We start from the raw sequence: 24,712 nt of genomic DNA, 5'->3' as shown, positions 1-24,712 counted from the left end.
CAGCGCGGGCGCCGGATGCCAAGGCCCTTGAGTGCTCATGTCCCCCGGCGCTGGCCTTGCGGCCATCGCCTCCTCCTTGACTTCGCTCTCAAGGGCCTTGGCCCCCGGTGCGCAGCAGTACGCGGTGGCCCGGGAGCAAAAGCCGGGGCTCCTGCAGGATTGATGGGATGGCAGAAGCGACTTCCCCCGCCGGGGCGGGGGAAGTCGGGTGGCGTCAGTCCTGCTGGGTGGTTTCGGCCGGCGGGGCGCCGTCTTCGACGCTACCGTCCAGGCCACGCTTGACCAGCAGCGGCTGGATGTCCGGATCCTTGCCGGAGAAATCCGTGAACAGCTGCAGCGCATCCTTGCTGCCACCCTGCGAGAGCAGGGTCGCGCGGAAGCGGTCGCCGTTCTCGCGGGTCAGGCCGCCGTTCTCCTCGATCCAGGCCACGGTGTTGGCGTCCAGCACCTCGGACCAGATATAGGCGTAGTAGCCGGCCGCGTAGCCACCCATGATGTGGCTGAAATACGTGGTGCGGTAGCGCGGCGGCACCGGCTTGAAGTCCAGGCCGGCGGCCTTGAGCGCGGTGGCCTCGGTGGCGAGGATGTCGCCGGCCGCGGGCAGTTGGTCGGCCGGCAGCTGGTGCAGGTACTGGTCGAGCATCGCCGCGCCCAGGTATTCGGTCGTGGCGAAGCCCTGGTTGAACTTGGCGGTCGCGACCACCTTGTCCAGCAGCGCCTGCGGCATGGGCTCGCCGGTCTCGTGGTGCTTGGCGTAGTTGGCCAGGATCGACGGCCAGTCGGCCCACATCTCGTTGACCTGCGACGGGAACTCGACGAAGTCCCGCGGCACGCTGGTGCCGGAGAAGTAGGGGTACTCGACGTCGGAGAACATGCCGTGCAGCGCATGCCCGAACTCGTGGAACATCGTGGTGACCTCGTCCCAGGTCAGCAGGGTCGGCTGGCCGGGCTGCGGCTTGGGGATGTTCTGGTGGTTGGCCACCACGGGCTTCGTGCCCTCGAGCTCCGACTGCGACACGTAGGAGTTCATCCAGGCGCCGCCGCGCTTGGAGTCCCGCGCGTAGGGGTCGAAGATGAAGAAGGCCAGCTGGCTGCCGTCGGCGTTGGAGACCTCGTACACCCAGGTGTCGGCGTGGTACTTCGGCAGGTCGGTGCGAGGCTTGAAGGTGATGCCGTAGAGCTCGGTGGCGGCAAAGAACACGCCGTCCTCGAGCACGCTCTTCATCTCCAGGTAGGGCTTGAGCTGCGACTCGTCGAAGTCGTACTCGGCCTTGCGCACCTTCTCGGTGTAGTAGGCCCAGTCCCAGGGCTCGAGCTGGAAGGTCGGCTCGCCCTTGGCCGCCTGTTCCGCATCGATCATCGCCTGCAGCTTGCCACCTTCCGCGCGGGCGTTGGCCACGGCCGCCGGGGCCAGCTGGCCGAGCATGCCGTTGACGGCGTCCACCGTCTTGGCGGTTTCGCCGGCGAGCACGTAGGCGGCGTAGGTGTCGAAGCCCAGCATCTTCGCGCGCTCTGCGCGCAGCTTCAGCACGGTGGCCACGATCTCCCTGTTGTCCCACTGGTTGTCGCGCGCACCGCGGATCACCGAGGCCGTGTGGATGCGCTCGCGCAGCGCGCGGTTGGTCAGCTGCGGCATCGGCGGCTGGCCGGTGGTGTTGAGCAGGGTGATGACGTACTTGCCTTCATGGCCGCGCGCCTTGGCGGCGTCGGCGGCGGTCTGGATCTGCTCCGGCGTCAGGCCGTCGAGCTCGGCGGCGGTGTCGACCACCACGGCGGAGTCGTTGACCTCGGCCAGCACGTTCTGGCTGAAAGTGGTGCCAAGCGTCGCGAGCTCCGCGTTGATCTCCTTCAGGCGTGCCTTCTGGGCTTCGTCCAGGGCGGCGCCCGAGCGCACCAGGTCCTTGTAGTACTCCTCGACCAGGCGCACGCCCTCGGCCTCGAGGCCCAGGGTGTCACGGGCGTCGTGCAGCGTCTTGATGCGCGCGAACAGCTCGGGATCCAGCGAGATCGCGTCGCGGTGGGCGGCGAGCTTGCCGGCGTAGTCGGCCTGCAGCTTCTTGCGGGCGTCGTTGGTGTCGGTGCCCACGAGGTTGTAGAACACGCGCAGGGCGCGGCTCAGCGTCTGGCCGCTGGTCTCCAGCGCGAGGATGGTGTTCTCGAAGGACGCGGGCTCGGCGTTGCCGGCGATCGCGCGCACTTCGGCGAGCTGTTCGGCCATGCCGGCGTCGAAGGCCGGCGCGAAGTGCTCGTCGCGGATCCGGTCGAAATGGGGGTATTGCAGCGGCAGGGTGCTCTCGACCGCGAAGGGGTTGCCCTTGAGGGCCTCGACGCTGGCGGACATGGTGGCCTCCGCTTCGGTGGTGGACTGGGCGAGGGCAGGCGACATGCCGGCCCCGGCGAGGGTGATGGCCAGGGCGAGCGTCAGCGGATGCTTCATCGGGGGTTTCCTTGCGGGACAGAGTCCCCTAGGGTACCCCGCCCCGCGCCGGGGCCTCCCATGACGAAAGGCATGGGCGCCGGCACCGGATTCCGCGCCTCAGCGGATGATGGTGACCGGGAGCTCGGCCTGGGCGATGACCTTGCTCGACACCGAGCCCAGCAGGAGCCCCTTGACCGAGCCGCGGCCATGGGAGCCCATCACCACCAGCTCGGCCTTGTTGTCGCCGGCGGCGGCGAGGATGGCCTCGGCCGGTTCGCCGACCACCGGGACTTCGCGCACGTCGGCCTTGCTGCGCGCCAGCGCCTTGCGCGCCGGGGCCAGCATGCGTTCGTGGTTCTCGGCGTGGATGGCGTCCATCGCCTCCTTGCCGATGCGGCTGACGACACCGGGAAACGGCGCGGATTCGACCGCCACCAGGAAGATCTTCGCCGGCTTGGCCAGCTTGCGGGCCAGCGCGCCGGCGTACTTGGCGGCACGCACGCTGATCTCGCTGCCGTCAACGGCGACCAGGATCTTCATCGCGGGATTCCTTGAGCTTGGGGTCGAGGGCCGTGATTCTACTTGCAGGCCGGCACCGGCGTACGCCCCGGCCTGCCTACTTCTCGACGAAGGCGCGCTCGAAGACGTAGTCGCCGACCACGCCGATGCGCATCGACGGGGTGAAGCCGCGGCCGTCGAGCAGGGTGCGGAAGTCGGCGAGCATGGCCGGGCTGCCGCAGACCATGGCGCGGTCGCGGGCCGGGTCCAGGGGGGCGAGGCCGAGGTCGGCCATCATCTGCCCGCTGGCCATCAGGTCGGTGAGGCGGCCGCGATGCGGGTGGCCGTCGAACACGAAATCCTCGCGGGTCACCGCCGGGTAGTAGAGCAGGCGCTCGCCGAGGACGTCGCCGAGCAGCTCGTGGTGCGGCAGCTCGTTGACGATGTAGTCGCGGTAGCAGAGGTCGGACTCGCGCCGCACGCCGTGGCAGAGCACCACGCGCTCGAAGCGCTCGTAGGTCTCGGGGTCCTTGATGATCGACATCCACGGCGCCAGACCGGTGCCCGTGCCCAGCAGGTACAGGTTGCGGCCGGGGTGAAGGTCGCTGATCAGCAGGGTGCCGGTGGGTTTGCGGCCGATCAGCACTTCGTCGCCCGGCTTGACGTGCTGCAGGCGCGAGGTCAGGGCGCCGTCGGCGACCTTGATGCTGAAGAACTCGAGCTGCTCTTCCCAGTTCGCCGACGCGATCGAATACGCGCGCATCAGCGGCTTGCTGCCGCCGTCGGGGCGCGGCAGGTCCAGTCCGATCATCACGAACTGGCCATTGTCGAAGCGGAAGCCGTCGTCGCGGGTCGTGGTGAAGCTGAAGTAGTCGTCCGTCCAGTGACGGACGTCCAGCACCGTCTCGGTGCCAAACGCGGAGGACATGCGGGATCTTGGTCGGGGAGGGAAACCCGCTCATTATACGCCGTGGCGAGTGGGGCTGGCCGGAGCGGCAGGCACACGCCGCGGAGGCTAGCGGTAGCCGGCGGCCTGGAGCTCGAACAGCTCGGCATAGCGGCCGCCGGCGGTCATCAGCTCGGTGTGGGTGCCGCTGGCCTCGATGCGGCCGTCGGCCATCACCAGGATGCGGTCGGCCATGCGCACGCTGGAGAAGCGGTGCGAGATCAGCACCGCGGTGCGGTCGTCGGACAGCTCGCGGAAGCGCTGGAACACTTCGTACTCGCTGCGCGCGTCCAGCGCGGCGGTGGGTTCGTCGAGGATCATCACCTGGGCCTCCCGCATGTAGGCGCGGGCGATGGCGATCTTCTGCCACTGGCCGCCGGAGAGGTCGACGCCGGTCTTGAAGCGGCGGCCGATCACCTGGTCGTAGCCGGCGGGCAACTCGTTGATGAGCTCCTCGGCCATGGCCCGACGCGCGGCGGCCTGGATGCGTTCGCGGTCGTCCATGGCCTCGATCTGGCCGACGCCGATGTTTTCGGCCGCGGTCATGTGGAAGCGCACGAAGTCCTGGAAGATCACGCCGATGTTGGCGCGCAGGTCGTCGAGGTCGTAGTCGCGCAGGTCGCGGCCGTCGAGGAGGATCCGGCCTTCGTCGGGGTCGTACAGGCGGGCCAGCAGCTTCACCAGCGTGGTCTTGCCGGCGCCGTTTTCGCCGACCAGGGCCAGTACTTCGCCTGCGCGCAGCTCGAGATCGACACCGCGCAGCGCCCAGCGGCTGGCGTCGGGATAGCGGAAGCCGACGTTCTCGAACACGAAGCCGGTGCCGATCGGCCGCGGGATCGCCGCCGCGCCGGGCTTGGACACGATCTCCGGCTGGATCTCGAAGAACGAGTACAGGTCGTCCAGGAACATCGCCTGCCCGGCCACCTGCGACAGGCCCACCAGCAGGCCCTCCAGCAGCTGGCGCAGGCGCCGGAAGCTGCCGGCCAGGAAGGTCAGGTCGCCGATGCTGAAGTCGCCGTGCACCGTGCGCCAGGCGATGTAGGCATAGGCCACGTAATAGCCCAGCGTGCCCAGGGCGGCGAGCAGGGTGCCCCAGAACGCGCGCTTGCGGGCCAGCCTGCGGTTCGCCACCAGGAAGGCCTGCGACAGCCTGCGGAAGCGCTCCACCAGGAAGCGGTGCAGGCCGAAGATCTTCACCTCTTTGGCGGTGTCGACGCTGGCGCCGGTCTGGCGCAGGTATTCGAGCTGGCGGCGCTCAGCCGTCCACTGGAAGTTGAGCGAATAGTTCAGCGCGTTGAAATGCGACTCGCCGATGAAGGCCGGGATCAGCGCCACCGCCAGCAGCAGGATCAGCCAGGGCGCGTAGACCAGCAGGCCGGCGGAGAAGCTGATGATGGTGATGATGTCCTGGGCCTGGCCGAACAGCTGCCCCATCAGGTTCATGCGGCCCATGGTCTGGCGGCGCGCGCGGTCCAGCTTGTCCTGCAGCTCGGGATCCTCGAAGTCCTCGAGGTCGAGCGTGGCCGCGTGCTCCATCAGGCGCACGCTGGCGGCGTTGGTGAACATCTCCGACAGCACCTGGTCGCAGTAGGACACCAGGCGGCCGAGCAGGTCGGACAGGATCGCCAGCCCGAACTCGGCCGCCAGCAGCAGCGCCAGGTGGTCCAGCTGGCCGCTGCGCCAGGCCTGGGCGAAGCCGTCGCCGACCACGCCGGTGCCGACCAGGCGGATCGCCTCGTCGATGATCAGCTTGCCCAGGTACAGCATCGCCACCGGCAGCAGCGCCCGGACCAGGCGGAGGCTGAGGGTGGCGAGGGTGAGCGGCCGGCTGGTGCGCCAGATCTCGCGCAGGAACGGCGGCAGGTTGCGCAGGGCCTTCAGGCGCTCGCGGAACGAGGGGCGGGCTGCCCGCGGGTCGGGGGCGGTGGCGGAGTGGGGAGCGGTCGACATCGCGCCATCATGCCGCGACTGCCTTGCATGACGCGACTCGCCGGCCCGCGGCGCATGGCCGCGGGCCGGCGCGGGCTCAGTCGAGCACCAGCTTCACGCTGCCGGAAAAGGTCTCGATGGCGATCGAGCCGCTGCCGGTACCGTAACTGTGCTCGAGGCTGGCGCCGGGCCCGTAGCGCTTGCGCACCACGTTGGCATCGGGAGCATCGAGGTCTCCGCTGAAGGTGCTGGCTTCCACCCGTGCGGACGCATCGCGCGGCAGCGCCAGGCGGATGTCGCCGCTGACCGACTCGAAGCTGAAGCGGCCGCCGTCGGCGATGCCGCCGCGGACCCGGGCGTCGCCGGAGACGGTGCTGGCCTCCAGCCGCGCCAGGCGCTCGCCGCGGGTGTCGATGTCGATATTCCCGGATACCGTTTCCGCCGCGATGCTTCCGGCGATGCGGCCGCGCAGCGCCACCTTGCCGCTGACGCTCTCGATGTCGACGTCGTGGCTGTTGAGGGTCAGCTGCAGGTCGCCGCTGACGCTTTCGATGCTGGCCTTGCGCGGCGCGCCGACCGCGACCACGTCGCCGCTCACGCTGTCGATCTCCAGCTCGTCGCCGGCCACGCCCTGGACATCGACGCTGGCCGCGACCGAGTCGACGTCCAGGCTCGCCTGGCGCGGGATCTCGAGGATCAGCGTGGTCGGCTCGCTGTTGCGGCTGTTGCGTGGATAGCGCGTGCGCACCAGCAGCTTGGCTCCGCCGTCGCCGATCTCCAGGCGCTCGACGCCTTCGCCCAGGCTGCCGGTGATGCGCACTTCGTTGCGGTCCCAGGTGCGGACTTCGATGCTGCCCTTGAGGTTGGACACCTCGACTTCGCCGCGGGCGTCGAGCGGGCGGGTTTCGTTGATCGGCGTGGCGGCCAGCGCGGGGAAGGCAAGGCCGGCCAGCGCAAAGCCGATGAGATAGCGGTTCATGGATGACTCCTCGGGTCAGGCCTGGCGCAGGCTGAGCGCCAGGCGGTGGGCGTAGATGCGCTGCAGCCGATGGAACAGATGCAGTGCATCGGGGTCGCGGGCCAGCGCGGCGCGGACTTCCGCGGCGCTGCGTTCGAGTTCGGCGTCAAGCCCGTCGGGCGTCGTCGCCGCGGTCGCGCTGGCTTCGCTGGCGCGGGCGGCGTCGGACGTCGTGGCCTGGACCTCGCGCATGGCGCCCTGGTATTCGCGGGCCAGGGCATCCGCGGCGCGCAGCAGCGGCGATTCCCCGGCAGCCGAGGCGCTGGTGGCGACCACGTTGGCGGGGTCGGCGGCCGGGTCGACCACGGTCTTCACCGGCAACAGCTGCCAGGCGATGGCGACGGCCAGCACCACCGCGGCCGCAGTGGCATAGCCGGCGTTGCGGCGGCGGAGATAGCGGCGCCAGTCGCGACGGGGCGCGACGGTGCCCGGCGCGGGGGCCTGCGGTGCGCTTGCGGCTCCGTCGGTGCGTGGGCGCATGGGGCCGGGCGCCGCCGTCGCAGCTGCGGTGTCACCGGTCGCCCGGACACGCGGCTCCAGCCGGGCCGCGATGGCCGGCCAGAGGTCGCGATCCGGCGCGAGGTCGTCGCGCAGCGCGCGCAGGCCGGAGGCCAGGACTGCGGGAAGCGGGCTGTCGTCGTCGTGCGGGGAGCGGGTGTTGGTCATGGCGTATCTCCAAGACGCGCGCGGAGCAGGCCGCGCGCGCGGTGCAGCTGGGCCTTCGAGCTGCCGACCGCCATGTCCAGCGCGGCGGCGATCTCGGCGTGGGTCCAGCCTTCGATGTCGTGCAGCACCAGCACGGCGCGTGCGCGGGGCGGCAGGGTGGCCACGGCCTTGCCGAGGTCCATGGCCGTGGCAGGACCGTGGCCGAAGGCGTCGACCGAAGGCAAGGCGTTCAGCGCGTCGTCGTCGTCGCCGTCAAGCACTGGCCGCACGCGGCGCGCACGCAGGTCCATCAGCGCGGTGTTCACCGCCAGCCGGTACAGCCAGGTGCCGAAGGCGGCCTCGCTGCGCCACTGCGGCAGCGCCTGCCAGGCGCGCAGGAAGGCCTCCTGCACAAGGTCCTCGGCGCGGGCGTGCTGCCAGCCCGCCAGGCGCAGCACCACGCCGTGGACACGACCGGTGTGGCGGCGGTACAGCGCCTCGAAGGCGGCCGCATCGCCGGCGGCTGCGGCCAGCGCCAGGGCGTGGTCGCCGTCCCCGGTATCGGTGGCCGGGGCTTGCGGGCTGTCGGTCATGGCGGCGTCGAGCATACCCAGTCGGATGCAGCGTCACGGCAAAGGGTTTAAGCCTCCGGTCAGCCGCGGCTTAAAATGGGTGCCTACGCCCGCAATCCGAGCCCGCCGTGACCGAGATCCGCCAGCAGGACTTCATCCAGAGCGTCGCCGACGCCCTGCAGTACATCAGCTACTACCACCCGGTGGACTACATCCGGAACCTGGCGGCCGCGTACGAGCGCGAGGAATCCCCGGCCGCGAAGGACGCGATGGCGCAGATCCTGATCAACTCGCGCATGTGCGCCGAGGGCCACCGTCCGATCTGCCAGGACACCGGCATCGTCACCGTGTTCCTTGAAATCGGCATGGACGTGCGCTGGACCGACGCCACCATGGGCGTCGAGGACATGGTCAACGAGGGCGTGCGCCGCGCCTACAACCTGCCCGACAACAAGCTGCGTGCCTCGGTGCTGGCCGACCCGGCCGGCAAGCGCCGCAACACCGGCGACAACACCCCGGCGATCGTCAACTTCAAGGTGGTCCCGGGCGGCACGGTCGACGTGATCGTGGCCGCCAAGGGCGGGGGCTCTGAGGCGAAGTCGAAGTTCGCCATGCTCAACCCGTCGGACTCCGTCGTCGACTGGGTGCTGAAGACGGTGCCGACCATGGGCGCCGGCTGGTGCCCGCCGGGCATGCTCGGCATCGGCATCGGCGGCACCGCCGAGAAGGCGATGCTGCTGGCCAAGGAAGCGCTGATGGAGCCGATCGACATCGTCGACCTCAAGGCCCGCGGTGCCTCGAACCGGCTGGAAGAGATGCGGCTGGAGATCTTCGAGAAGGTCAACGCGCTGGGCATCGGCGCCCAGGGCCTGGGCGGCCTGACCACCGTGCTCGACATCAAGATCAAGGACTACCCGACGCACGCCGCGAACCTGCCGGTGGCGATGATTCCGAACTGCGCCGCCACGCGGCATGCGCACTTCACGCTCGACGGCAGCGGCCCGGTCGCACTGGATCCGCCCTCGCTGGAAGACTGGCCGCAGATCACCTACGACGCCTCCAAGGGTCGCCGCGTCGACCTCGACACGGTCACCCGCGAAGATGTCGCCTCGTGGAAGCCGGGCGAGACCCTGCTGCTCAACGGCAGGCTGCTGACCGGCCGCGATGCCGCGCACAAGCGCATGGTCGAAATGCTCGACAGGGGCGAGACGCTGCCCGTCGACCTGGCGGGCCGCTTCATCTACTACGTCGGCCCGGTCGATCCGGTCCCCGGTGAAGTCGTCGGTCCCGCCGGTCCGACCACGGCCACGCGCATGGACAAGTTCACCGAGCAGATCCTGTCGGAAACGGGGCTGTTCGGCATGGTCGGCAAGGCCGAGCGCGGCCCGGCGGCGATCGAGGCCATCCGCAAGCACCAGTCGGCCTATCTGATGGCCGTTGGTGGTTCGGCCTACCTGGTGTCCAAGGCGATCAAGGCGGCGAGGGTGCTCGCGTTCGAGGACCTGGGCATGGAGGCGATCTACGAGTTCACGGTGCAGGACATGCCGGTGACGGTGGCGGTGGATTCGACGGGCGAGTCGGTGCACGAGACGGGGCCGCGGGAGTGGCAGTCGCGCATCGGCGCGATTCCGTTGACGGTGGTCGAGACCGCCTGACCCTTTTTTCGGGCTCTTCTCCCATTTGAGGGAATGGCACGCCATTGATACAGCGCGGGCGCGGGGTGTCGGGTGCCGGGTACCAAGGCCCTTGAGTGCTCATGTCCCCCGGCGCTGGCCTGCGGCCAGCGCCTCCTCCTTGACTTCGCTCTCAAGGGCCTTGGCACCCGGCGCGCAACAGTGCGCGGTGGCCCCAGGAGCAAAGCGGGCATCCCGCGCAGCTGCAACAACGCCGAGCCCCGCCGTGGCCGGGAGGCCTTCGCGGGGAAGTAAAGGAGGAGGCATCCGCCGCCAGGCGGATGCCGGGGGACATGAGCCGCGAAGGCCTCCCGGCCGCGGCGGGGCCCTCCAGGTCACGACAAGGCGTAGCGAAAGAAGCAGACACTCCTCGTCGAAACCGTTCCCCCGGAGTCGGGAGATGAACTTTTTCGGGCCGAAGGTCGTGGCGGCGGAGTACCCAACGACCCCGCCGCACGAGTCCAAGCACTAAAGCTGGGAGCGGAGCGGGCGGACGAACTTCTCGGCCAGTTTTTCGCGCAGCGGCCGGCGCTCCCACATCTCGTGCGAATACTGCTTCGCATGCTCCAGGTCGGCCTCGAAGACTTCGGTCATGCGTGCGGCGAAGTCGCGGTTGTAGACGTTGAGGCTGGCCTCGTCGTTGAGGCGGAAGGAGCGGATGTCGAAGTTGGTGGAGCCGAGGGAGACCAGCTCCCCGTCCACGATCAGCAGCTTCACGTGCAGCATCGTGGGTTCGTACTCGTGGATCTCGATGCCCGTCTGGAGCAGCTCGCCCCAGGTGGCTTTGGATGACAGCCGCACCGTTTCCGAATCGATGTGCTCGCCGGGAAGCAGCACGCGCACGCGGACGCCGCGCTGGCGGGCGGCGATCAGCGCTTTGATGATCAGCTCGTCGGGAACGAAGTAGGACGCGGCGAGGTCGATCGAGCGGTCCGCCGCGGCGATCGCGCTCAGGTACATCAGGTGCATGCTCTCGCTGCCGCCGGCGGGAGAGGCGATGAACAGGTGCGCGGCCATGTCGCCGGCGGGCTCGAGCGGGGGGAAGTAGGCGGGGCCGTTGAGCAGGATGCCGGTGGTCTTGATCCAGTTGTCGTTGAACGCCGACTGCATCTGCGCCACCGCAGGGCCCTCGATGCGGAAATGGGCCTCGCGCCAGTGGTCCGGGTCCTGGGCGTGGCCCGTCCACTGGTCGGCGATGCCGACGCCGCCGGTGAAGCCCACGCGGCCGTCGATCACCAGCAGCTTGCGGTGGGTGCGGTTGTTCATGCGGCCGAGGTTGTACCAGTGCAACGGGCGGTAGCGCTCGACCAGAACGCCGGCATCCTTCATCGCCTGCAGCATCTCCTCGTCCATCTTGATGCTGCCCACCCAGTCGATCATCAGGTGCACCGCGACGCCCGCCCGTGCGCGCTCGGAGAGTGCGTCGGCGAAGCGCTGGCCGATGTCGCCGGACCAGTAGATATAGGTCTCGAAGGTGATCGTCTGCTGCGCCGACGCGATGGCCTCGAGCATCGCGGGGAAGATCTCGTCGCCGTTCTCGTAGTCGACAACGTGGTTGCCGGGCAGGATCGCCGGACCCAGCAGGACCGACATCTCGCGCCGGAACTGCGGGTCGGCGATCGCGTGCCGGTGCGCGATCTTGCGTTCGATCTTCTTCTCTGGCGTCGAGAAGTTCATCGCCAGCACCACGGCCAGCGCCGTGATGGCGACAGTCAGCACGATCGTCCACGCCATGCGCTTGCGGCTCCAGGTTCTTCGGCTCATCGGGATCCTCGGCGTCGGGGCGCCGGAGGCCGCACTCTCCCGCAATCGCATTCAGCAGCGTGTGAAGCCGGACCGGTCAGAACCAGTCGAGGACCGAGATTCCGAAGCCGACGTAGGTGGCCTTGTGGTCGTAGTCGAGCATGCTCTCGCCGTAGCCGCTGAACAGCTGCAGGTGGCCGTGCAGGTGGCTGCTGAGCGGGAAGCCCCAGTCGAACTGCAGGGCGCCGTGCGAGCGATCGCCGCTGCGCAGGGAGTGCCGCGCCATCAGCGCGAAGGTCTGGTCGCCGCGGGCGTGGACCAGGGTGACGTCGCCGCGGCCCAGATAGTCCTCGATGCCCGGGTTGTCGTCGTCGCTGCCGTCGGAGATGCGGATCCACGGCCGGAAAGTGATCGCCCAGTTTTCGCGGTCGAGGCCGACGTTGAACATCACCCGGTTCCAGCTGCGCGACAGCGGATCGCCGCGGCCGTTGGACTGGTGGTTGATGCCGACCGCGGCCATGCGCCCCTTCCACCCGCCGAGGCTGTAGCTGTTGCGGAACACCAGCAGCACTTCGGGTTCGTAGTTCGTCTCCCGGAATGGGCGCGAGTCCTCGGTGTTGTAGACCTGCCAGCGCGAGCTCTGCGTGTAGCCGAGCCAGATGTCGCCGTTGTCGCCGAACAGGTTCTCCACCGCCTTGGTCTTGAAGCTGAGCTGGAACTTGGTCTCGATGTCGTCCACGGCCGCCAGCTGCAGCTCCTGGCCGTCGGACGACGATGTCGGCGTGGAGTTCGGGCTGCTGGTCCAGAACGCCGGCAGCAGGTACACCGGTTTGTACGCACGCATGTTGAATGTGCCCAGCTTCGAGTCCCGCGCCAGCTCCCAGCGGCTGTCGAGCAGCGACCCGCGGCCGGCATTGGCCAGTGCGCGGCGCGGGTCGTCGTCGTGCGGGAACACGTCGCTGTGGGTATCGCCGCCGGGACGCCTGGCTTCGCGCACCTCGGCGCGGGCACGCGCGGCCGCGGCATCTGCGTCTTCAGGCGACGACCCGGCGCGCTGCATGGCGCGGTCATAACAGGCCAGGCGTTCGACCGCGGTTTCGATCGCGACGCAGGCCGCGGGCGAGGTGCGCGCACCGGCTTCGTCGACCGCTTGTGCCTGTGCAGCGAGCGGGAATGCGCAGAGCAGGGGCAACAGCAGCTGCGTCGTCTTGCCTGGATGCATTCCTGCGGCCCTCGTGATTGCGGATTTGCGAAGTCTAGCGGGTGGCGCGTCAACGCCGTCTCCGGCGCCCTCGCGACCCTGAAAGATGGTTCATCTCCCAATTCCGGGGAACCGGTTGAGACGAAGAGTGTCTGCTTCTTTCGCTATGCCTCGCCGCGGCCTGGAGGGCCCCGCCGCGGCCGGGAGGCCTTCGCGGCTCATGTCCCCCGGCATCCGCCTGGCGGCGGATGCCTCCTCCTTGACTTCCCCGCGAAGGCCTCCCGGCCACGGCGGGGCTCGGCTTCGGCTGCAGATGCGCGAGCCGGACTTTGCTCCTGCGCCACCGCGTACTGCTGCGCACCGGGGGACATGAGCACTCAAGGGCCTTGGCACCCGGCGCCCGCGCTCTATCAATGGCGCGCCATTTCCTCAGTTGGGAGAAGAACCTAAAAAATCCACGCCAGCACAAACAGCCCGATCATCGTGAACGCCAGCCCCAGTTTCAGCACCGTGCCGAACACGATCCCCATCCAGGTGCCGAAGCCCACGCGCGTCGCCTTGGCCACGTCGCGACCATGAAGAAGCTCACCCGCCAACGCACCGACGAAGGGGCCCGCGAACAGACCGATGGGTCCGAAGAAGATGCCGACGAAGGTGCCGATCACCGCGCCGGCGACTGCCTTGCCGCTGGCACCGACGCGCCGCGCGCCCAGGGCCGTGGCCCAGAAATCCACCACCAGCGAGAGAAGGGTCAGCAGCCCGAGGACCACCAGCACGGGGATGCCGATGTGCTCGAAATCGCCGGCCCACGCGCCCAGCACCATGCCGGCGAATACCAGCGGCAGCCCTGGTAGTGCCGGCAGGATGGTGCCGGCGATGCCGATGAGGACCAGCACCGCGGCCACGACGTAATAGAGGAGCTGCAGTTCCATTGCGCGAGTCTTCCACAGAAAGACGGCCCGCAGAGCGGGCCGTGAAGAGAGAGATGACTTGAAGGGGTGCGAGGGCTCAGCGGATCAAGGCGCGGCCGTTGGCTACGTTGACGTAGGATCCCTCGCGGATGCCGCCGAGGTCGTTCTGGGTGACGACCGTCATGCGACCGTTGTCCAGCCGCACATGGATGTCGTAGGTCGACTGTCCTTGCACTCGGTTCTGGATGGCGTTGCCGGCGACGGCGCCGCCCACGGCGCCCACTGCGGTGGCGGTATTGGCGCGGCCGTCGCTGTCGGTGTTGCGCTCGGCGATCTCGCGCGCGGCGACCGCGCCGACGATGCCGCCAATCACCGCACCGGTGGCGTTGGGCGTGTTCGAGGCGCGGCCGCGTTGTTCGATGCGGGTCACGACGCCACAGGTCTCGCAGTAGGCGCCCTGCGAACCGCCGTAGCCGCTGCCGTAGCCGCCGGAGGAGTAGCCCGGGGAGGTGCTGGCGCAGCCGACCAGGGCGGTGGCGGCGATCATCGCGGCGGCGCTCATCATGCGGATCTTCATGGCTTGGCTCCTGGCACGGCATGGGGAATGCCTCTCGCCGCCGACGTTAGGGCGTGGGGCGTGAACAGCCGATCAATCGAGCATGCCCAGCGGCGCCGTCGCGGCGCCGCGTGCAGGAAGTGTTCATGCGCTGGCGCCGGCAGGCGCGGCGCGCGGAGCTCAGCCCCTGAAGTCGGTGTGGCAGGCCTTGCAGTCCCCGCCGATGTCCTCGAGCGTGCTCTTGAGGCCGGCGCAGTTCATCGGTGGTGCCGTGAGCGCCTTGTCGAGCGTGGCGCGGAAGCTGCCGGTATGGCCGGCGAAGCGGGTGTTGTCGCGCAGGTCCGCGAAGGCCGGGTCCAGGTCGTTGCCAAAGGTGCGCAGCGCCTGCAGGTGGGGCAGCACGTCGGTGGCGGCGCAACGGTTGGCATCGAGCTTCTGGCGCAGTTGGGCGGTGTGGGCCGACATCAGCTGCATCGCCGCGGTCGGGTAATGGTCCTGCCAGCCCTTGCGGTTTTCCAGGGCGCGCAACAGCATCACCACCGTGATCACGCCGATCACCAGGCCCAGCAGGAACAGGAACAGGTAGCGCCCGGCGGCCGACGGTGGCTTGCGCGGCGGACGCGGTGCGGACGGATCAATCGGCGTGGCTTGCGGCTTCGGCGTCGACATGCTGTGGCTTCCGGTGAGGCGAAAGCGGGGATTGTAGGCGGCGCGACCGCTAAAATGGGCGGATGGACACGGCTTGGAACGAACGTTTCGCGGGCATCGACCGCCTTTATGGCCGCGGCGCGGTGGAGCGTTTCGCCGCCTGCCACGTCGCCGTGGTCGGGCTGGGCGGTGTGGGCTCCTGGGTTGCCGAGGCGCTGGCGCGCAGCGCGGTCGGCACGCTGACCCTGATCGATGCCGATGACCTCTGCGTGTCCAACACCAACCGCCAGCTGCCGGCGCTCGACGGCCATTACGGTCGCGCCAAGGTCGAGGCCATGGCCGAGCGCTGCCGCGCCATCAATCCGGCGATGGTGGTGCATGCCGTGCCCAGCTTCCTCACGCCGTCCAACCTGGGCGAGCTGCTCGATCGCGGCTACGACCTGGTGGTCGATGCCTGCGACAGCTTCCGCAGCAAGGTCGAGATGATCGCCTGGTGCCGGCGCCGCAAGCTGCCGCTGGTGGCGGTGGGTTCGGCCGGTGGTCGCGTCGATCCGACGCTGGTGCGCGTGCGCGACCTGTCGAAGACCGAGCATGACGCGATGCTGGCCCTGGTGCGAAAGAAGCTGCGCGGCGAGTTCAATTTCCCGAAGGGCGCCAAGCGCTACTTCGGCGTCCCCGCGGTGTACTCGCTGGAGAACGTACGCTACCCGCAGGCCGACGGCAGCGTCTGTGGCCTGCGTCCGCAGCTCGGCGGCGAGGACGGATTCAAGCTCGACTGCGGCGGTGGTCTGGGTGCGGCCACCCATATCACCGGCGCCTTCGCGTTCGCCGCCGCCGGCAAGACGCTGGAGATGCTGCTGGCGCGTGCGCCCGTTCGCGAGGCCTCGCCGGCCGGCGCCGATACGGGTTCCAGCGACTGATCGCGAAGGCGCGGTACGCAGTTCAAGCGGTGGTGGCGACCCGGTCGGGCAGGGCGAACAGGCGGCGCGCGTTGGCGGTCGTGGCCGCGGCGACCTCGGCGACAGGCATGTTGCGCAGCGAGGCGATCGTTTCGCAGACCACCGTCAGCCTTGCCGGTTCGTTGCGCTGGCCGCGGATGCCCGAATCGGGCTGGTCCGGCGCATCGGTTTCCAGCAGCAGGAATTCCAGCGGCATGGTCGCCGCCAGCGTGCGCAGGCGATTGGCGCGCTCGTAGGTCACCGGCCCGCCGAGGCCGACCAGGAAGCCCAGGTCCCACAGCGTTTCCGCCTGCTGCCGGCTGCCCGAGAAGCTGTGGACGACGCCGCGCAGGCCGCCGATGCGGCGGATCGCGGCGGTGGCCTGGTCCACGGCGCGCCGCGCATGGACGATCACGGGCAGGTCGGCGTCGCGCGCGATGCGCAGCTGGGTATCGAAGAACCGCGCCTGGGCGTCGGCGTCCAGGCCGTCGACGAAGAAGTCCAGCCCGCATTCGCCCACGGCCACCGGGCGCTCGCGCGCGATCCAGTCGCGCAGCTGCGCCAGGTGTTCCTCGCGGTGGTGCTCCAGGAAGGTCGGGTGCATGCCGTAGGCGGCGTACAGGCCGTCATCGGGGGACGCGGCCTCGCGCAGGGCCGGCCACTCGTCGGCGTGGGTGGCCGGCAGGACTTGCGCATGCACGCCCGCGGCGCGCGCACGCGCCACCACCTCGGCACGGTCATGCGCGAACTCGCCGGCATCGAGGTGGCAGTGCGAATCGACCAGCATGGCTCTCAGCCGCGATGGGCCTCGCCGTCGATCACCCGTTCGTCCGGCGGCGGCCCGGGCTTGCGCTTGCGCCGCGCGATCATCATCGCGCCGATGCCCAGCAGCAGCTCGTCGACGAAGGGCAGCGGGTCGGGCACGAACAGGTTGGCCACGAACAGCGCCGCGGCCACCAGGAACAGCTTCGGATAGCTCAGCCGGCCAAGCCAGCGGAGCAGGGGAGCGAGGATGGGATTGGGCACGGCCGGACTCCGTGAATCGCGTTGCCAGCACGCTATCACGCAGGGAATGGGGACGGGGTTCACGTTCCGCTCAGTCCCGCGGCCGCTGATCGGGGCGCGTTCAGGCGACAAGTGTTGGAATCGATTCCGCCCCCGATCCATTCCCAGCAATCAGGCGTTTCGCCCCGAGGAGCCTTCCATGAAAAACAACACGCTTGCCATCGCCCTTGCCTCGCTGCTGGTTGGAGGCGTCGCGGTCGCCGCGTTCCAGGGCAACCGCGACGACGCGCCGCGTACCGATGTCGCCATCGCCGGCAGTGACACGCTCGGCTTTGCCGACGATGCCGCAATTCCCGCCGACGGTCGCCTCGAGTACGCCAGCGTGCTGGCCATCGAGCCGATTACCGAGCGCGAGGCGCAGTACGCGACGGTGATCGGCAGCGAGGCCATCCGCGAGACCACCACCACCAGTGCGCCGCGCGAAGTCTGCAACGACGTCGTGGTGCAGGAGCGCCTGCCCGAGCGCGACGGCAACGTCGGCGGCACCGTGGCCGGCGCGGTCATCGGCGGCCTCGTCGGCAACCAGGTTGGCAGCGGCAGCGGCCGCAAGCTCGCCACCGTGGCGGGTGCGGTTGGCGGCGGGTTCGCCGGTCGCGAGGTCGACCGTCGCCACGTCGGCGGCCGCGTGGTCGAGCGCGTGGATCGCCAGTGCCACACCGTCCAGGACAGCTCGCAGTCCTCGCGCGTGGTCGCCTACAACGTGACCTACCGCAACCCGGACGGCACCACGGGGACCATGCGCACCGACGGCAAGCCCGGCAACCGCATCGCCCTGGGCGACGCCGAGGTCACGGTGGGCTACGACGTCACCTACAGCTATGACGGCGTCGAGCGCAGCATCCGCATGGACGAGCGCCCCGGCGACCGCCTCCCCGTCATCGACGGCCAGGTCGTCACCCAGGTCGCCGCGGTGGACGACGCCACCCAGCGCGGCTGATCGCGCGGTTCGCCGGCCTCTGGCCGGCAGGCGCCCTGCAGGCATCCCACGGCCGCCCCGGTTCCCCGGTGGCGGCCGTGGCCGTTCCGGGGCCTTGATGTTCGATGTTCGACCTGCCCGGAGGCATCCGGCGTCGCTACAATGCGGGGCTTCCCGCCCACCGGTAGCGCTTCCATGGCCCTGAACCCCTACGATCTCTACGACGTCCACTCCCTGCTCAGCGAGGAGGAGCGCGCGGTCCAGGATACGGTGGCGCGTTTCACCGACGAGCGCGTGCTGCCGATCATCGGCGAGTGCTTCGACGAAGGCCGCTTCCCCGCGGAACTGATCCCCGAGATCGCCGGCCTCGGCCTGCTCGGTGCGACCCTTCCGGCGGAATACGGCGGGTCCGAGCTCAACTACGTCAGCTACGGCCTGATCTGCCAGGAGCTCGAGCGCGGCGATTCCGGCCTGCGCAGCTTCGCCAGCGTGCAGTCCTCGCTGTGCATGTACCCGATCTTCGCCTACGGCACGGAAGAGCAGAAGCGGCGCTGGCTGCCGGACATGGCCGCGGGCAAGGTGATCGGCTGCTTCGGCCTGACCGAGGCGCACGGCGGCTCCGACCCGGCGAACATGAAGACGCATGCCAAGCGCGACGGCGACGACTGGATCCTCAACGGCTCCAAGATGTGGATCACCAACGGCAACCTGGCCGACATCGCCATCGTCTGGGCGCAGACCGACGACGGCATCCAGGGCTTCGTGGTCGAGAAGGACTTCGCCGGCTTCAAGGCGCAGGAGATCAAGCACAAGATGAGCCTGCGCGCTTCGGTGACCAGCGCACTGTTCTTCGACGGCGTGCGCGTGCCGGAGGCCAACCGGCTGCCGAACGTTAAGGGCCTGAAGGGTCCGCTGGGCTGCCTGACGCAGGCGCGCTACGGCATCACCTGGGGCCCGATCGGCGCGGCGATCGCCTGCCTGGACGAAGCCCTGGAGTATTCGAAGGAGCGCATCCTGTTCGGCCGCCCGGTGGCGGCGACCCAGAGCGCACAGATCAAGATGGCCGACTGGGCGCGCCGCATCACCGGCGCGCAGCTGCTGAGCCTGCAGCTCGGTCGCCTGAAGGACGCCGGCAAGATGCAGCCGACGCAGGTGTCGCTGGCGAAGTGGAACAACTGTCGCATGGCCATCGACATCGCCCGCGAGGCGCGCGACCTGCTCGGCGGCGCCGGCATCACCACCGAGCATTGTCCGATCCGCCACGCGCTGAACCTGGAATCGGTGATCACCTATGAAGGCACCGAAACCGTGCACCAGCTGGTGGTGGGCCGCGAGCTGACCGGCATCAACGCCTTCGGCGGCTGATACTCCACCGGCCGCGTGTGCGGCCCGCGTTTCACGAGATCGAGGTGCATCCCGATGTCCCTGGCCGGCCCCCGCATTGAAACCGAACGCCTGCTCCTGCGCCTGCCGGAGATCGGTGATTTCGAGCGCTTCGCCGAACTGCAGGCCGATGAAGAGGCGGCGCGGCACATCGGCGGCCACCAGCCGCGCACCGCGGCGTGGCGCAAGTTCCTGCAGCAGCCGGGTGCATGGATGCTGCAGGGCTTCGGCATGTTCTCGATCATCGACAGGGGCAGCGGCCGCTGGCTTGGCCAGGCGGGCCCATGGAAGCCCGAAGGCTGGCCGGGCAACGAGATCGGCTATTCGCTCCACCCCGACGCCTGGCACAAGGGGTATGTGAGCGAGGCCGTGCCGGCGACCATCGACTGGGCGCTGGCCAACCTTGGCTGGGACGACTTCATCCACTGCATCGCGCCGCAGAACACCGCCTCGCAGCGGGTCGCCCAAGGGCTGGGCTCGACCCTGCTCGGGCCTGGAAGGCTGCCGCCACCCTTTGAGGATGAGGCGGTCGACGTCTGGGGCCAGACGCGCGAACGCTGGCTGGCGCGCCGCCGGGAGCCGCAGGCGCCGTGCTGAGGTGTCGCGGCGTCGTCCACATCCCCCTTTCGACTTCCCGGTAGCCCGGTCGGAGCATCGCACCCGCATGGCAAGCACTACGGTTCCAACACCCATCCCCGCGCGGATGCGCGGCCTCAACCGCGCCGAGATCTGCGACGTCAATTTCAGCGAATTCATACGCGCATGGGACGGCGGTGGCGCCGGCCGCGCGCCGGCCGCCGACGACGCCATCCTGCCCGGCAGCGCGCTCGACGCCCGCGGCTTTCGCGAGCTGTTCGAGTCGCAGCTGATCAGCCGCCACCTCGATCTGATGGCACGCGTCCTGCGGGTGCAGAACAAGGTCTTCTACACCATCGGTTCCAGCGGCCACGAGGGCAACACGATGGTGGCGCGGCTGACGCGCCATACCGATCCGGCGTTCCTGCATTACCGTTCCGGTGGTTTCATGGCCGAGCGGTTCCGCAAGTTGCCCGGCATGGACCCGGTGATGGATTCCGCGCTGTCGTTCGCGGCCAGCAAGGACGACCCGGCCTCCGGCGGCCGCCACAAGGTCTGGGGCAGCAAGCCGCTGTGGGTGCTGCCGCAGACGTCCACCATCGCCTCGCACCTGCCCAAGGCCTTCGGCACCGCGGTCGCGATCGAGCAGGCGCGGCGCATCGGGCACCCGCTGCCCATCCCCGCCGACAGCATCGCCATCTGCTCCTTCGGCGATGCCTCGAGCAACCACGCCACCGCGCAGACCGCCTTCAACGTCGCCGCGTGGACCGCCTACCAGAAGCTGCCCGCCCCGGTGCTGTTCGTCTGCGAGGACAACGGCATCGGCATCTCGGTGAAGACGCCCGATGGCTGGATCGCGCGCAACTTCGCGCACCGCTCGGACCTGGACTACTTCGCGGCCGACGGCCTCGACCTCGCCAAGGGCTATGGCGACGTGCAGCGCGCGGTCGAACACTGCCGCCGCAGTCGCCGCCCGACCTTCCTGCACCTGCGCACCACCCGGATCATGGGACATGCCGGCACCGACTTCGAGATCGAATGGCGCTCGCTCGAAGAACTGTGCGCGGTCGAGGCCACCGATCCGCTGCTGCGTTCGGCGGCGATCGCGCTCGAGTCGGGACTGATGTCGAAGGACGACATCCTCGACCTGTACGAAGCCACGCGCGCCAGGTGCTTTGCCGCCGCCGAAGACGCCGACCGCCGCCCGCGGCTGGACAGCCTGGAAGACGTCATGGCGCCGCTGGCGCCGTACACGCCCGCCGCGGTGCAGGCCGAAGCCGCGCGCACCGACTACGCCGAGCGCCGCCTTGAAGTATTCGGCAGCGAAGCGAAGCTGCCGGAAAACCAGCCGCCCAGGCACCTCGCCATCCAGATCAACCAGGCCCTGCACGACCTGTTCGCGAAGTATCCCGAAGCGCTGCTGTTCGGCGAGGACGTAGCCCAGAAGGGCGGCGTATACACCGTCACCAAGGGGCTGCAGAAAGCCTTCGGCGCGCGCCGCGTGTTCAACACCCTGCTCGACGAGACCGTGATCCTCGGCCTGGCCCAGGGCTACGCCAACATGGGCCTGCTGCCGCTGCCGGAGATCCAGTACCTGGCCTATTTCCACAACGCCTGCGACCAGATCCGCGGCGAAGCGGCCAGCCTGCAGTTCTTCTCCAACGGGCAGTACCGCAACCCGATGGTGATGCGCATCGCATCGCTGGGCTACCAGCGCGGTTTCGGCGGCCACTTCCATAACGACAACTCGATCACCGCGCTGCGCGACATCCCGGGCCTCGTGGTCGGCTGCCCCAGCCGCGGCGACGACGCGGTCACGATGCTGCGCACCCTGATGGCGCTGGCGAAGGTCGACGGCCGCGTCTGCGCCTTCCTCGAGCCGATCGCGCTGTACATGGCCAAGGACCTGTACGAAGCGGGCGATGGCGGCTGGCAGACGACATTCCCGGCGCCAGGCGAAGCCATGCAGCTGGGCGAAGGCCGCGTCTACGGCGAAGGCCACGACGACCTGGTGGTGTTCACCTACGGCAACGGCGTGCCGATGAGCCTGCGCGCAGCGCGGGCCATCGAGGCGAAGCATGGCTGGAAGGTCCGCGTGCTCGACCTGCGCTGGCTGGTGCCGCTCAACGAGGACTTCATCCGCGCACAGGCGGCGGGCGCAAAGCACATCCTGGTCGTCGACGAAGGCCGCCGCAGCGCCGGCGTGGGCGAGGGCGTCATCACCGCCTTGACGGAAGGCGGTTTCGGCACGACGCCACTGCTTCGCGTGACCGGCGCCGACACCTTCACCCCGCTGGCTGGCGCAGCGTTCCTGGCGATTCCGTCGGAAGAAGAGATCGTGGCCGCCGCGGATCGTCTGGCCGCAAACTGAGGGCGCACCGCGGAGTGGCGGGCTGATGGTGCTCCGTGGGCGCCGCGGATCCGCACGCCCTCCGCACCCGGCGACCCACCAGCGCTAAAGCGCTTGCACCCTCACTTCGACCCGACGATTCGGAGCCAGGCAATCGATCAGCGCCTGGTTGCGTTCGCCTTCGCATGCAGCGACCGGCTCGACGCTGCCGCGACCGACGGCGGTGATCTGCCCGGCGGAAACTCCGGCGGCGACCAGGTAGTCGCGCACCGCGGCTGCCCGCTTGCGCGAGAGCTCGACGTTGGCCGCGTCCTTGCCGATGCGGTCGCTGTGGCCGATCACTCGGATGGCCTCGATGTCCGGGGTGGAGAGCACGCGCTCGGCGAGCGCATCGAGTTCGGCGCGCCCCGCGTCGCTCAGGTTGTCGACGCTGGCCTTGCCGAAGGCGAACAGCGCGTCGCCCGACAGCGTGTGGTTGAACGAGGCCGACGGTGGCGGGACCGATGCAGGTGCGGGTTCGGGTGCAGGTGCAGTGGCACAGGCCGCGACCAGGCAGGCGGCCGCGAACGCGGCCAGGATCGGCTTCGACTGGCGATACATTGGATTTCCCCTTGCGTTGCAGCGGCGCCTGGCCCGATGCCCGGCGTCCCCTCCGGATCCCCTGGGCCGAGCATAGCCAAGGAATGTGTCCGTGCTGCAACCGCGGTCGCGTTTTCGGGGTTCCATCGGCATCGGGCGGGACGCCCGCGATGGCCGAAGGGTCAGCGGGCCAGTCCGTCCAGGAGCGGCACGGGCGTCAGGGCTGCCTCCTCGATCCGTAGTGCGGGGGCGTCGTCCGCCCGCTCCAGGGGCAGGACGGCGAGTGCCAGGGCAGGGTGGGACCCGGACTCACCCGCGGCGGCGGCCCCGGCCACCACCGTGCCGATCGCACGCTCGCCCTCCATGACCTGGGTGCCGGACGCCGGCACGTCGTCGCAGCCGAACAGCGCCAGGCCGCGCTTGGCCTGGCCAAGGAAATGGGTGCGGGCGACGATCTCCTGCCCCGGATAGCAGCCCTTGCGCACGCTGTAGGCCTGCAGGCGGTCGAGCGACAGCTGCTGCGGGGTAAAGGCCTCAAGCGTCGCGCTTCCCGGCCGCGGAAGGCCGTGCGCGAGGTCGTACGCACGCCAGCGGGCGAGGGCGTCGGCATCGGTCGGGGCGGTGCAGCCGCTGCAGATACGCAGCGTGCGCGGCTGCCTGCCGTCGCCGAAGTCGAGTTCGACCCGGCCCTTCGCGTCGGTGGACGTGGTCGCGCCGGATGCCTCGGCGGGCGCCGCGAAGGATCCGCACACCGCGGCATCTTCAGGCACCCGCAGCTTCACCTTGCTGCGGAACACAAACCGTTCCAGGGCCGCCTTCAGCGCTGCGGCATCACCGTCGGGCAACAGCAGCCAGAGCGTTTCCGGTCCCACGCGCAGCAGTGCGAACAGCGCCTGCACGCGGCCCTTCGGCGACAGCCAGCCGCTCCACTGCCACTGGCCATCGGCGAGCGTGGCGAGGTCGCTCATGCACTGCGCCTGTGCGAAAGCGATCGCATCGCGACCCTCGAGCGCAAGCAGGGCGTGGTCGGAGAGGGCGAAAAACTGGGCCTTGTCGGCCGTTGGCTTGTCCAAACTGTGCTCCGGGACGTAAACTTCGGCTCGTGCCAGATCCCGCAATCATAGGCGAAACGCCGACCGACACGGCCCCGGAGACATCCCCGGCCAAACCGGTGACGCCACTGCCAGCGCCCGAATTCGGCGGGCGGGACGGTCCCGATCCGACGCGCTACGGCGACTGGGAGAAGAACGGACGCTGCATCGATTTCTGATGCACCCGCTGCGGTACGCAGCCAACACCTGTCAATGAAGCCAACGCGGCCCACGGCCGCCCAGCGAGAGATGCCTGCCGCGATGACCCACCCCAACCGCCCCCTGTCGCCACACCTCCAGGTGTACCGCTGGCAGATCACCATGCTCACGTCCATCCTGCACCGCGCCACGGGCATCGCCCTGGTCGTGGGCGCGTTCGGTCTCGCGTGGTGGCTGCTTGCCGTCGCCGCCGGCGGTGATGCCTATGCATCCGCCGCCGCCTGCCTGGCCTCGCCGCTGGGCAGGATCGCGCTCTTCGGCTTCTCGCTGGCGCTGGTCTACCACCTGCTCAACGGCATTCGCCACCTGCTGTGGGATGTCGGTTGGGGCTTCGAGATCCCCGAGCTCTACCGCTCCGGCTACATCGTGTTCGCGCTCACCGTGGTGTTCACCGCGCTGATCTGGTTCGTGGCACTGGGAGGTGCGGCATGAACGAAGCCAAGGCAAGTCCCGACTACCGCACGCCGCTGTCGCGCGCGCGCGGCCTGGGTTCGGCCAAGTCCGGCACCGGCCACTTCTGGTGGCAGCGCGTCACCGCCGTCGTGCTGGCGCTGCTGGTGCCGTGGCTGGTGGGCACGCTGGTGTCGCTGGTCGGCGCCGACCTCGGCCGCGTGTACGAGGTCTTCTCCCGCCCCTACAACGCCATCCTGATGACGCTGTTCGTGCTCGCCCTGTTCTGGCACGCCAAGCTCGGCATCCAGGTGGTGATCGAAGACTACGTCCACAACCGCACCGTCGAGATCACCCTCCTCGTGCTCAACATCCTCCTTTGCGTCCTCGGCGCGCTCGCGTCGCTGTATGCGATCGCCCGCATCGCGCTGCTGGCCTGAGAAGAC

The 24,712-nt window shown here is 69.3% G+C and carries 25 protein-coding genes; 9 read left to right on the top strand and 16 right to left on the bottom strand.

Going from position 1 to position 24,712, the window contains the following annotated elements:
• Window positions 1–214: 214 nt before the first annotated feature.
• The 7 genes from E2169_RS09330 to E2169_RS09300 form a co-directional block, all read right to left on the bottom strand.
• A complete protein-coding gene (locus tag E2169_RS09330; protein WP_132986400.1) occupies window positions 215–2,425 on the bottom strand; it encodes a M3 family metallopeptidase in 2,211 nt (736 codons plus the stop codon).
• A 111-nt stretch (window positions 2,426–2,536) separates the two neighbouring features.
• Window positions 2,537–2,959 carry a universal stress protein gene (locus E2169_RS09325; protein WP_132986339.1) on the bottom strand — a complete coding sequence of 141 codons (423 nt, stop codon included), beginning with the start codon at window positions 2,957–2,959 and terminating at the stop codon, window positions 2,537–2,539.
• Window positions 2,960–3,035: 76 nt separating this feature from the next.
• Entirely contained in the window at window positions 3,036–3,845 is an 810-nt protein-coding gene (locus tag E2169_RS09320) for a ferredoxin--NADP reductase (protein ID WP_132986338.1), read from the bottom strand.
• An 87-nt stretch (window positions 3,846–3,932) separates the two neighbouring features.
• Window positions 3,933–5,813, bottom strand: a complete 1,881-nt coding sequence (locus E2169_RS09315) for an ABC transporter ATP-binding protein (RefSeq protein WP_132986337.1) — start codon at window positions 5,811–5,813, stop codon at window positions 3,933–3,935.
• Window positions 5,814–5,889: 76 nt separating this feature from the next.
• The gene (locus E2169_RS09310) at window positions 5,890–6,771 is read right to left on the bottom strand and encodes a DUF4097 family beta strand repeat-containing protein (RefSeq protein ID WP_132986336.1); all 882 of its coding nucleotides are present in this window, start codon (window positions 6,769–6,771) and stop codon (window positions 5,890–5,892) included.
• Window positions 6,772–6,786: 15 nt separating this feature from the next.
• Window positions 6,787–7,476 carry a hypothetical protein gene (locus E2169_RS09305; protein ID WP_132986335.1) on the bottom strand — a complete coding sequence of 230 codons (690 nt, stop codon included), beginning with the start codon at window positions 7,474–7,476 and terminating at the stop codon, window positions 6,787–6,789.
• On the bottom strand, window positions 7,473–8,063 hold the full coding sequence (locus E2169_RS09300; protein WP_132986334.1) for an RNA polymerase sigma factor: 591 nt from the start codon (window positions 8,061–8,063) through the stop codon (window positions 7,473–7,475). Before E2169_RS09300 ends, E2169_RS09305 begins: the two co-directional genes overlap by 4 nt.
• A gap of 92 nt (window positions 8,064–8,155) precedes the next feature.
• Here E2169_RS09300 and E2169_RS09295 point away from each other — a divergent pair, with 92 nt between their 5' ends.
• Window positions 8,156–9,682, top strand: coding sequence for a fumarate hydratase (locus E2169_RS09295; RefSeq protein WP_132986333.1), 1,527 nt, complete (start codon window positions 8,156–8,158; stop codon window positions 9,680–9,682).
• 486 nt (window positions 9,683–10,168) lie between these two features.
• On the opposite strand, the gene E2169_RS09290 is transcribed toward E2169_RS09295, so the two are convergent.
• The 5 genes from E2169_RS09290 to E2169_RS09270 all read right to left on the bottom strand — a co-directional run bounded on the left by E2169_RS09290 (window position 10,169) and on the right by E2169_RS09270 (window position 14,780).
• Window positions 10,169–11,434, bottom strand: coding sequence for a phospholipase D-like domain-containing protein (locus tag E2169_RS09290; protein WP_132986399.1), 1,266 nt, complete (start codon window positions 11,432–11,434; stop codon window positions 10,169–10,171).
• Window positions 11,435–11,540: 106 nt separating this feature from the next.
• Window positions 11,541–12,665: a phospholipase A gene (locus E2169_RS09285; RefSeq protein ID WP_132986332.1), complete on the bottom strand. Its 1,125-nt coding sequence runs from the start codon at window positions 12,663–12,665 to the stop codon at window positions 11,541–11,543.
• A 425-nt stretch (window positions 12,666–13,090) separates the two neighbouring features.
• Window positions 13,091–13,576 carry a DUF456 domain-containing protein gene (locus tag E2169_RS09280; protein WP_132986331.1) on the bottom strand — a complete coding sequence of 162 codons (486 nt, stop codon included), beginning with the start codon at window positions 13,574–13,576 and terminating at the stop codon, window positions 13,091–13,093.
• A 76-nt stretch (window positions 13,577–13,652) separates the two neighbouring features.
• Window positions 13,653–14,132 carry a glycine zipper 2TM domain-containing protein gene (locus E2169_RS09275; RefSeq protein ID WP_132986330.1) on the bottom strand — a complete coding sequence of 160 codons (480 nt, stop codon included), beginning with the start codon at window positions 14,130–14,132 and terminating at the stop codon, window positions 13,653–13,655.
• A gap of 159 nt (window positions 14,133–14,291) precedes the next feature.
• Window positions 14,292–14,780 (bottom strand): hypothetical protein, encoded by a 489-nt coding sequence (locus E2169_RS09270; protein WP_132986329.1) that lies wholly within the window; start codon window positions 14,778–14,780, stop codon window positions 14,292–14,294.
• A gap of 62 nt (window positions 14,781–14,842) precedes the next feature.
• On the opposite strand from E2169_RS09270, the gene E2169_RS09265 reads away from it, so the two are divergent.
• Window positions 14,843–15,679 carry a tRNA threonylcarbamoyladenosine dehydratase gene (locus E2169_RS09265; RefSeq protein WP_132986328.1) on the top strand — a complete coding sequence of 279 codons (837 nt, stop codon included), beginning with the start codon at window positions 14,843–14,845 and terminating at the stop codon, window positions 15,677–15,679.
• Window positions 15,680–15,701: 22 nt separating this feature from the next.
• On the opposite strand, the gene E2169_RS09260 is transcribed toward E2169_RS09265, so the two are convergent.
• Together E2169_RS09260 and E2169_RS09255 are read right to left on the bottom strand one after the other, a co-directional pair.
• Complete coding sequence (locus tag E2169_RS09260; protein ID WP_132986327.1) at window positions 15,702–16,484, bottom strand: TatD family hydrolase; 783 nt, start codon at window positions 16,482–16,484, stop codon at window positions 15,702–15,704.
• A gap of 5 nt (window positions 16,485–16,489) precedes the next feature.
• Window positions 16,490–16,723: a DUF6116 family protein gene (locus E2169_RS09255; RefSeq protein ID WP_132986326.1), complete on the bottom strand. Its 234-nt coding sequence runs from the start codon at window positions 16,721–16,723 to the stop codon at window positions 16,490–16,492.
• Window positions 16,724–16,901: 178 nt separating this feature from the next.
• Here E2169_RS09255 and E2169_RS09250 point away from each other — a divergent pair, with 178 nt between their 5' ends.
• The 4 genes from E2169_RS09250 to E2169_RS09235 all read left to right on the top strand — a co-directional run bounded on the left by E2169_RS09250 (window position 16,902) and on the right by E2169_RS09235 (window position 22,008).
• Window positions 16,902–17,699 carry a glycine zipper 2TM domain-containing protein gene (locus tag E2169_RS09250; protein ID WP_132986325.1) on the top strand — a complete coding sequence of 266 codons (798 nt, stop codon included), beginning with the start codon at window positions 16,902–16,904 and terminating at the stop codon, window positions 17,697–17,699.
• A 174-nt stretch (window positions 17,700–17,873) separates the two neighbouring features.
• Entirely contained in the window at window positions 17,874–19,043 is a 1,170-nt protein-coding gene (locus E2169_RS09245; protein WP_132986324.1) for an acyl-CoA dehydrogenase family protein, read from the top strand.
• Window positions 19,044–19,097: 54 nt separating this feature from the next.
• Window positions 19,098–19,658 (top strand): GNAT family N-acetyltransferase, encoded by a 561-nt coding sequence (locus E2169_RS09240; RefSeq protein WP_132986323.1) that lies wholly within the window; start codon window positions 19,098–19,100, stop codon window positions 19,656–19,658.
• Window positions 19,659–19,764: 106 nt separating this feature from the next.
• Complete coding sequence (locus tag E2169_RS09235; RefSeq protein WP_425480546.1) at window positions 19,765–22,008, top strand: thiamine pyrophosphate-dependent enzyme; 2,244 nt, start codon at window positions 19,765–19,767, stop codon at window positions 22,006–22,008.
• An 84-nt stretch (window positions 22,009–22,092) separates the two neighbouring features.
• On the opposite strand, the gene E2169_RS09230 is transcribed toward E2169_RS09235, so the two are convergent.
• The gene (locus tag E2169_RS09230; RefSeq protein WP_165942383.1) at window positions 22,093–22,587 is read right to left on the bottom strand and encodes an OmpA family protein; all 495 of its coding nucleotides are present in this window, start codon (window positions 22,585–22,587) and stop codon (window positions 22,093–22,095) included.
• A 161-nt stretch (window positions 22,588–22,748) separates the two neighbouring features.
• Entirely contained in the window at window positions 22,749–23,639 is an 891-nt protein-coding gene (gene ygfZ, locus E2169_RS09225; protein ID WP_229659139.1) for a CAF17-like 4Fe-4S cluster assembly/insertion protein YgfZ, read from the bottom strand.
• On the opposite strand from ygfZ, the gene E2169_RS14470 reads away from it, so the two are divergent.
• The 3 genes from E2169_RS14470 to sdhD all read left to right on the top strand — a co-directional run bounded on the left by E2169_RS14470 (window position 23,546) and on the right by sdhD (window position 24,706).
• The gene (locus E2169_RS14470) at window positions 23,546–23,836 is read left to right on the top strand and encodes a DUF1674 domain-containing protein (protein WP_243707994.1); all 291 of its coding nucleotides are present in this window, start codon (window positions 23,546–23,548) and stop codon (window positions 23,834–23,836) included. The genes ygfZ and E2169_RS14470 overlap by 94 nt on opposite strands.
• An 82-nt stretch (window positions 23,837–23,918) precedes the next feature.
• Window positions 23,919–24,308 (top strand): succinate dehydrogenase, cytochrome b556 subunit, encoded by a 390-nt coding sequence (gene sdhC, locus E2169_RS09215; RefSeq protein ID WP_132986319.1) that lies wholly within the window; start codon window positions 23,919–23,921, stop codon window positions 24,306–24,308.
• The gene (sdhD, locus tag E2169_RS09210) at window positions 24,305–24,706 is read left to right on the top strand and encodes a succinate dehydrogenase, hydrophobic membrane anchor protein (RefSeq protein ID WP_132986318.1); all 402 of its coding nucleotides are present in this window, start codon (window positions 24,305–24,307) and stop codon (window positions 24,704–24,706) included. Before sdhC ends, sdhD begins: the two co-directional genes overlap by 4 nt.
• The last annotated feature ends 6 nt before the right edge of the window (window positions 24,707–24,712 follow it).

It is taken from the genome of Luteimonas terricola (assembly GCF_004352845.1).
Lineage (GTDB): Bacteria > Pseudomonadota > Gammaproteobacteria > Xanthomonadales > Xanthomonadaceae > Luteimonas > Luteimonas terricola.
The sequence above is the reverse complement of the archived record's forward strand: the minus strand, read 5'-3'. Positions and strand labels throughout refer to the sequence as shown.

Bases quoted from the DNA above. Each gene is read 5' to 3' on its own strand.
- E2169_RS09245 (WP_132986324.1), top strand. From the start codon at position 17,874: ATGGCCCTGAACCCCTACGATCTCTACGACGTCCACTCCCTGCTCAGC.
- E2169_RS09290 (WP_132986399.1), bottom strand. From the start codon at position 11,434: ATGGCGTGGACGATCGTGCTGACTGTCGCCATCACGGCGCTGGCCGTG.
- E2169_RS09310 (WP_132986336.1), bottom strand. From the start codon at position 6,771: ATGAACCGCTATCTCATCGGCTTTGCGCTGGCCGGCCTTGCCTTCCCC.
- E2169_RS09260 (WP_132986327.1), bottom strand. From the start codon at position 16,484: ATGCTGGTCGATTCGCACTGCCACCTCGATGCCGGCGAGTTCGCGCAT.
- E2169_RS09240 (WP_132986323.1), top strand. From the start codon at position 19,098: ATGTCCCTGGCCGGCCCCCGCATTGAAACCGAACGCCTGCTCCTGCGC.
- E2169_RS09315 (WP_132986337.1), bottom strand. From the start codon at position 5,813: ATGTCGACCGCTCCCCACTCCGCCACCGCCCCCGACCCGCGGGCAGCC.
- E2169_RS09325 (WP_132986339.1), bottom strand. From the start codon at position 2,959: ATGAAGATCCTGGTCGCCGTTGACGGCAGCGAGATCAGCGTGCGTGCC.
- E2169_RS09235 (WP_425480546.1), top strand. From the start codon at position 19,765: ATGCGCGGCCTCAACCGCGCCGAGATCTGCGACGTCAATTTCAGCGAA.
- E2169_RS09300 (WP_132986334.1), bottom strand. From the start codon at position 8,063: ATGCTCGACGCCGCCATGACCGACAGCCCGCAAGCCCCGGCCACCGAT.
- E2169_RS09270 (WP_132986329.1), bottom strand. From the start codon at position 14,780: ATGTCGACGCCGAAGCCGCAAGCCACGCCGATTGATCCGTCCGCACCG.
- E2169_RS09285 (WP_132986332.1), bottom strand. From the start codon at position 12,665: ATGCATCCAGGCAAGACGACGCAGCTGCTGTTGCCCCTGCTCTGCGCA.
- E2169_RS09320 (WP_132986338.1), bottom strand. From the start codon at position 3,845: ATGTCCTCCGCGTTTGGCACCGAGACGGTGCTGGACGTCCGTCACTGG.
- E2169_RS09250 (WP_132986325.1), top strand. From the start codon at position 16,902: ATGAAAAACAACACGCTTGCCATCGCCCTTGCCTCGCTGCTGGTTGGA.
- sdhC (WP_132986319.1), top strand. From the start codon at position 23,919: ATGACCCACCCCAACCGCCCCCTGTCGCCACACCTCCAGGTGTACCGC.
- E2169_RS09305 (WP_132986335.1), bottom strand. From the start codon at position 7,476: ATGACCAACACCCGCTCCCCGCACGACGACGACAGCCCGCTTCCCGCA.
- sdhD (WP_132986318.1), top strand. From the start codon at position 24,305: ATGAACGAAGCCAAGGCAAGTCCCGACTACCGCACGCCGCTGTCGCGC.
- E2169_RS09230 (WP_165942383.1), bottom strand. From the start codon at position 22,587: ATGTATCGCCAGTCGAAGCCGATCCTGGCCGCGTTCGCGGCCGCCTGC.
- E2169_RS09280 (WP_132986331.1), bottom strand. From the start codon at position 13,576: ATGGAACTGCAGCTCCTCTATTACGTCGTGGCCGCGGTGCTGGTCCTC.
- E2169_RS09275 (WP_132986330.1), bottom strand. From the start codon at position 14,132: ATGAAGATCCGCATGATGAGCGCCGCCGCGATGATCGCCGCCACCGCC.
- E2169_RS09265 (WP_132986328.1), top strand. From the start codon at position 14,843: ATGGACACGGCTTGGAACGAACGTTTCGCGGGCATCGACCGCCTTTAT.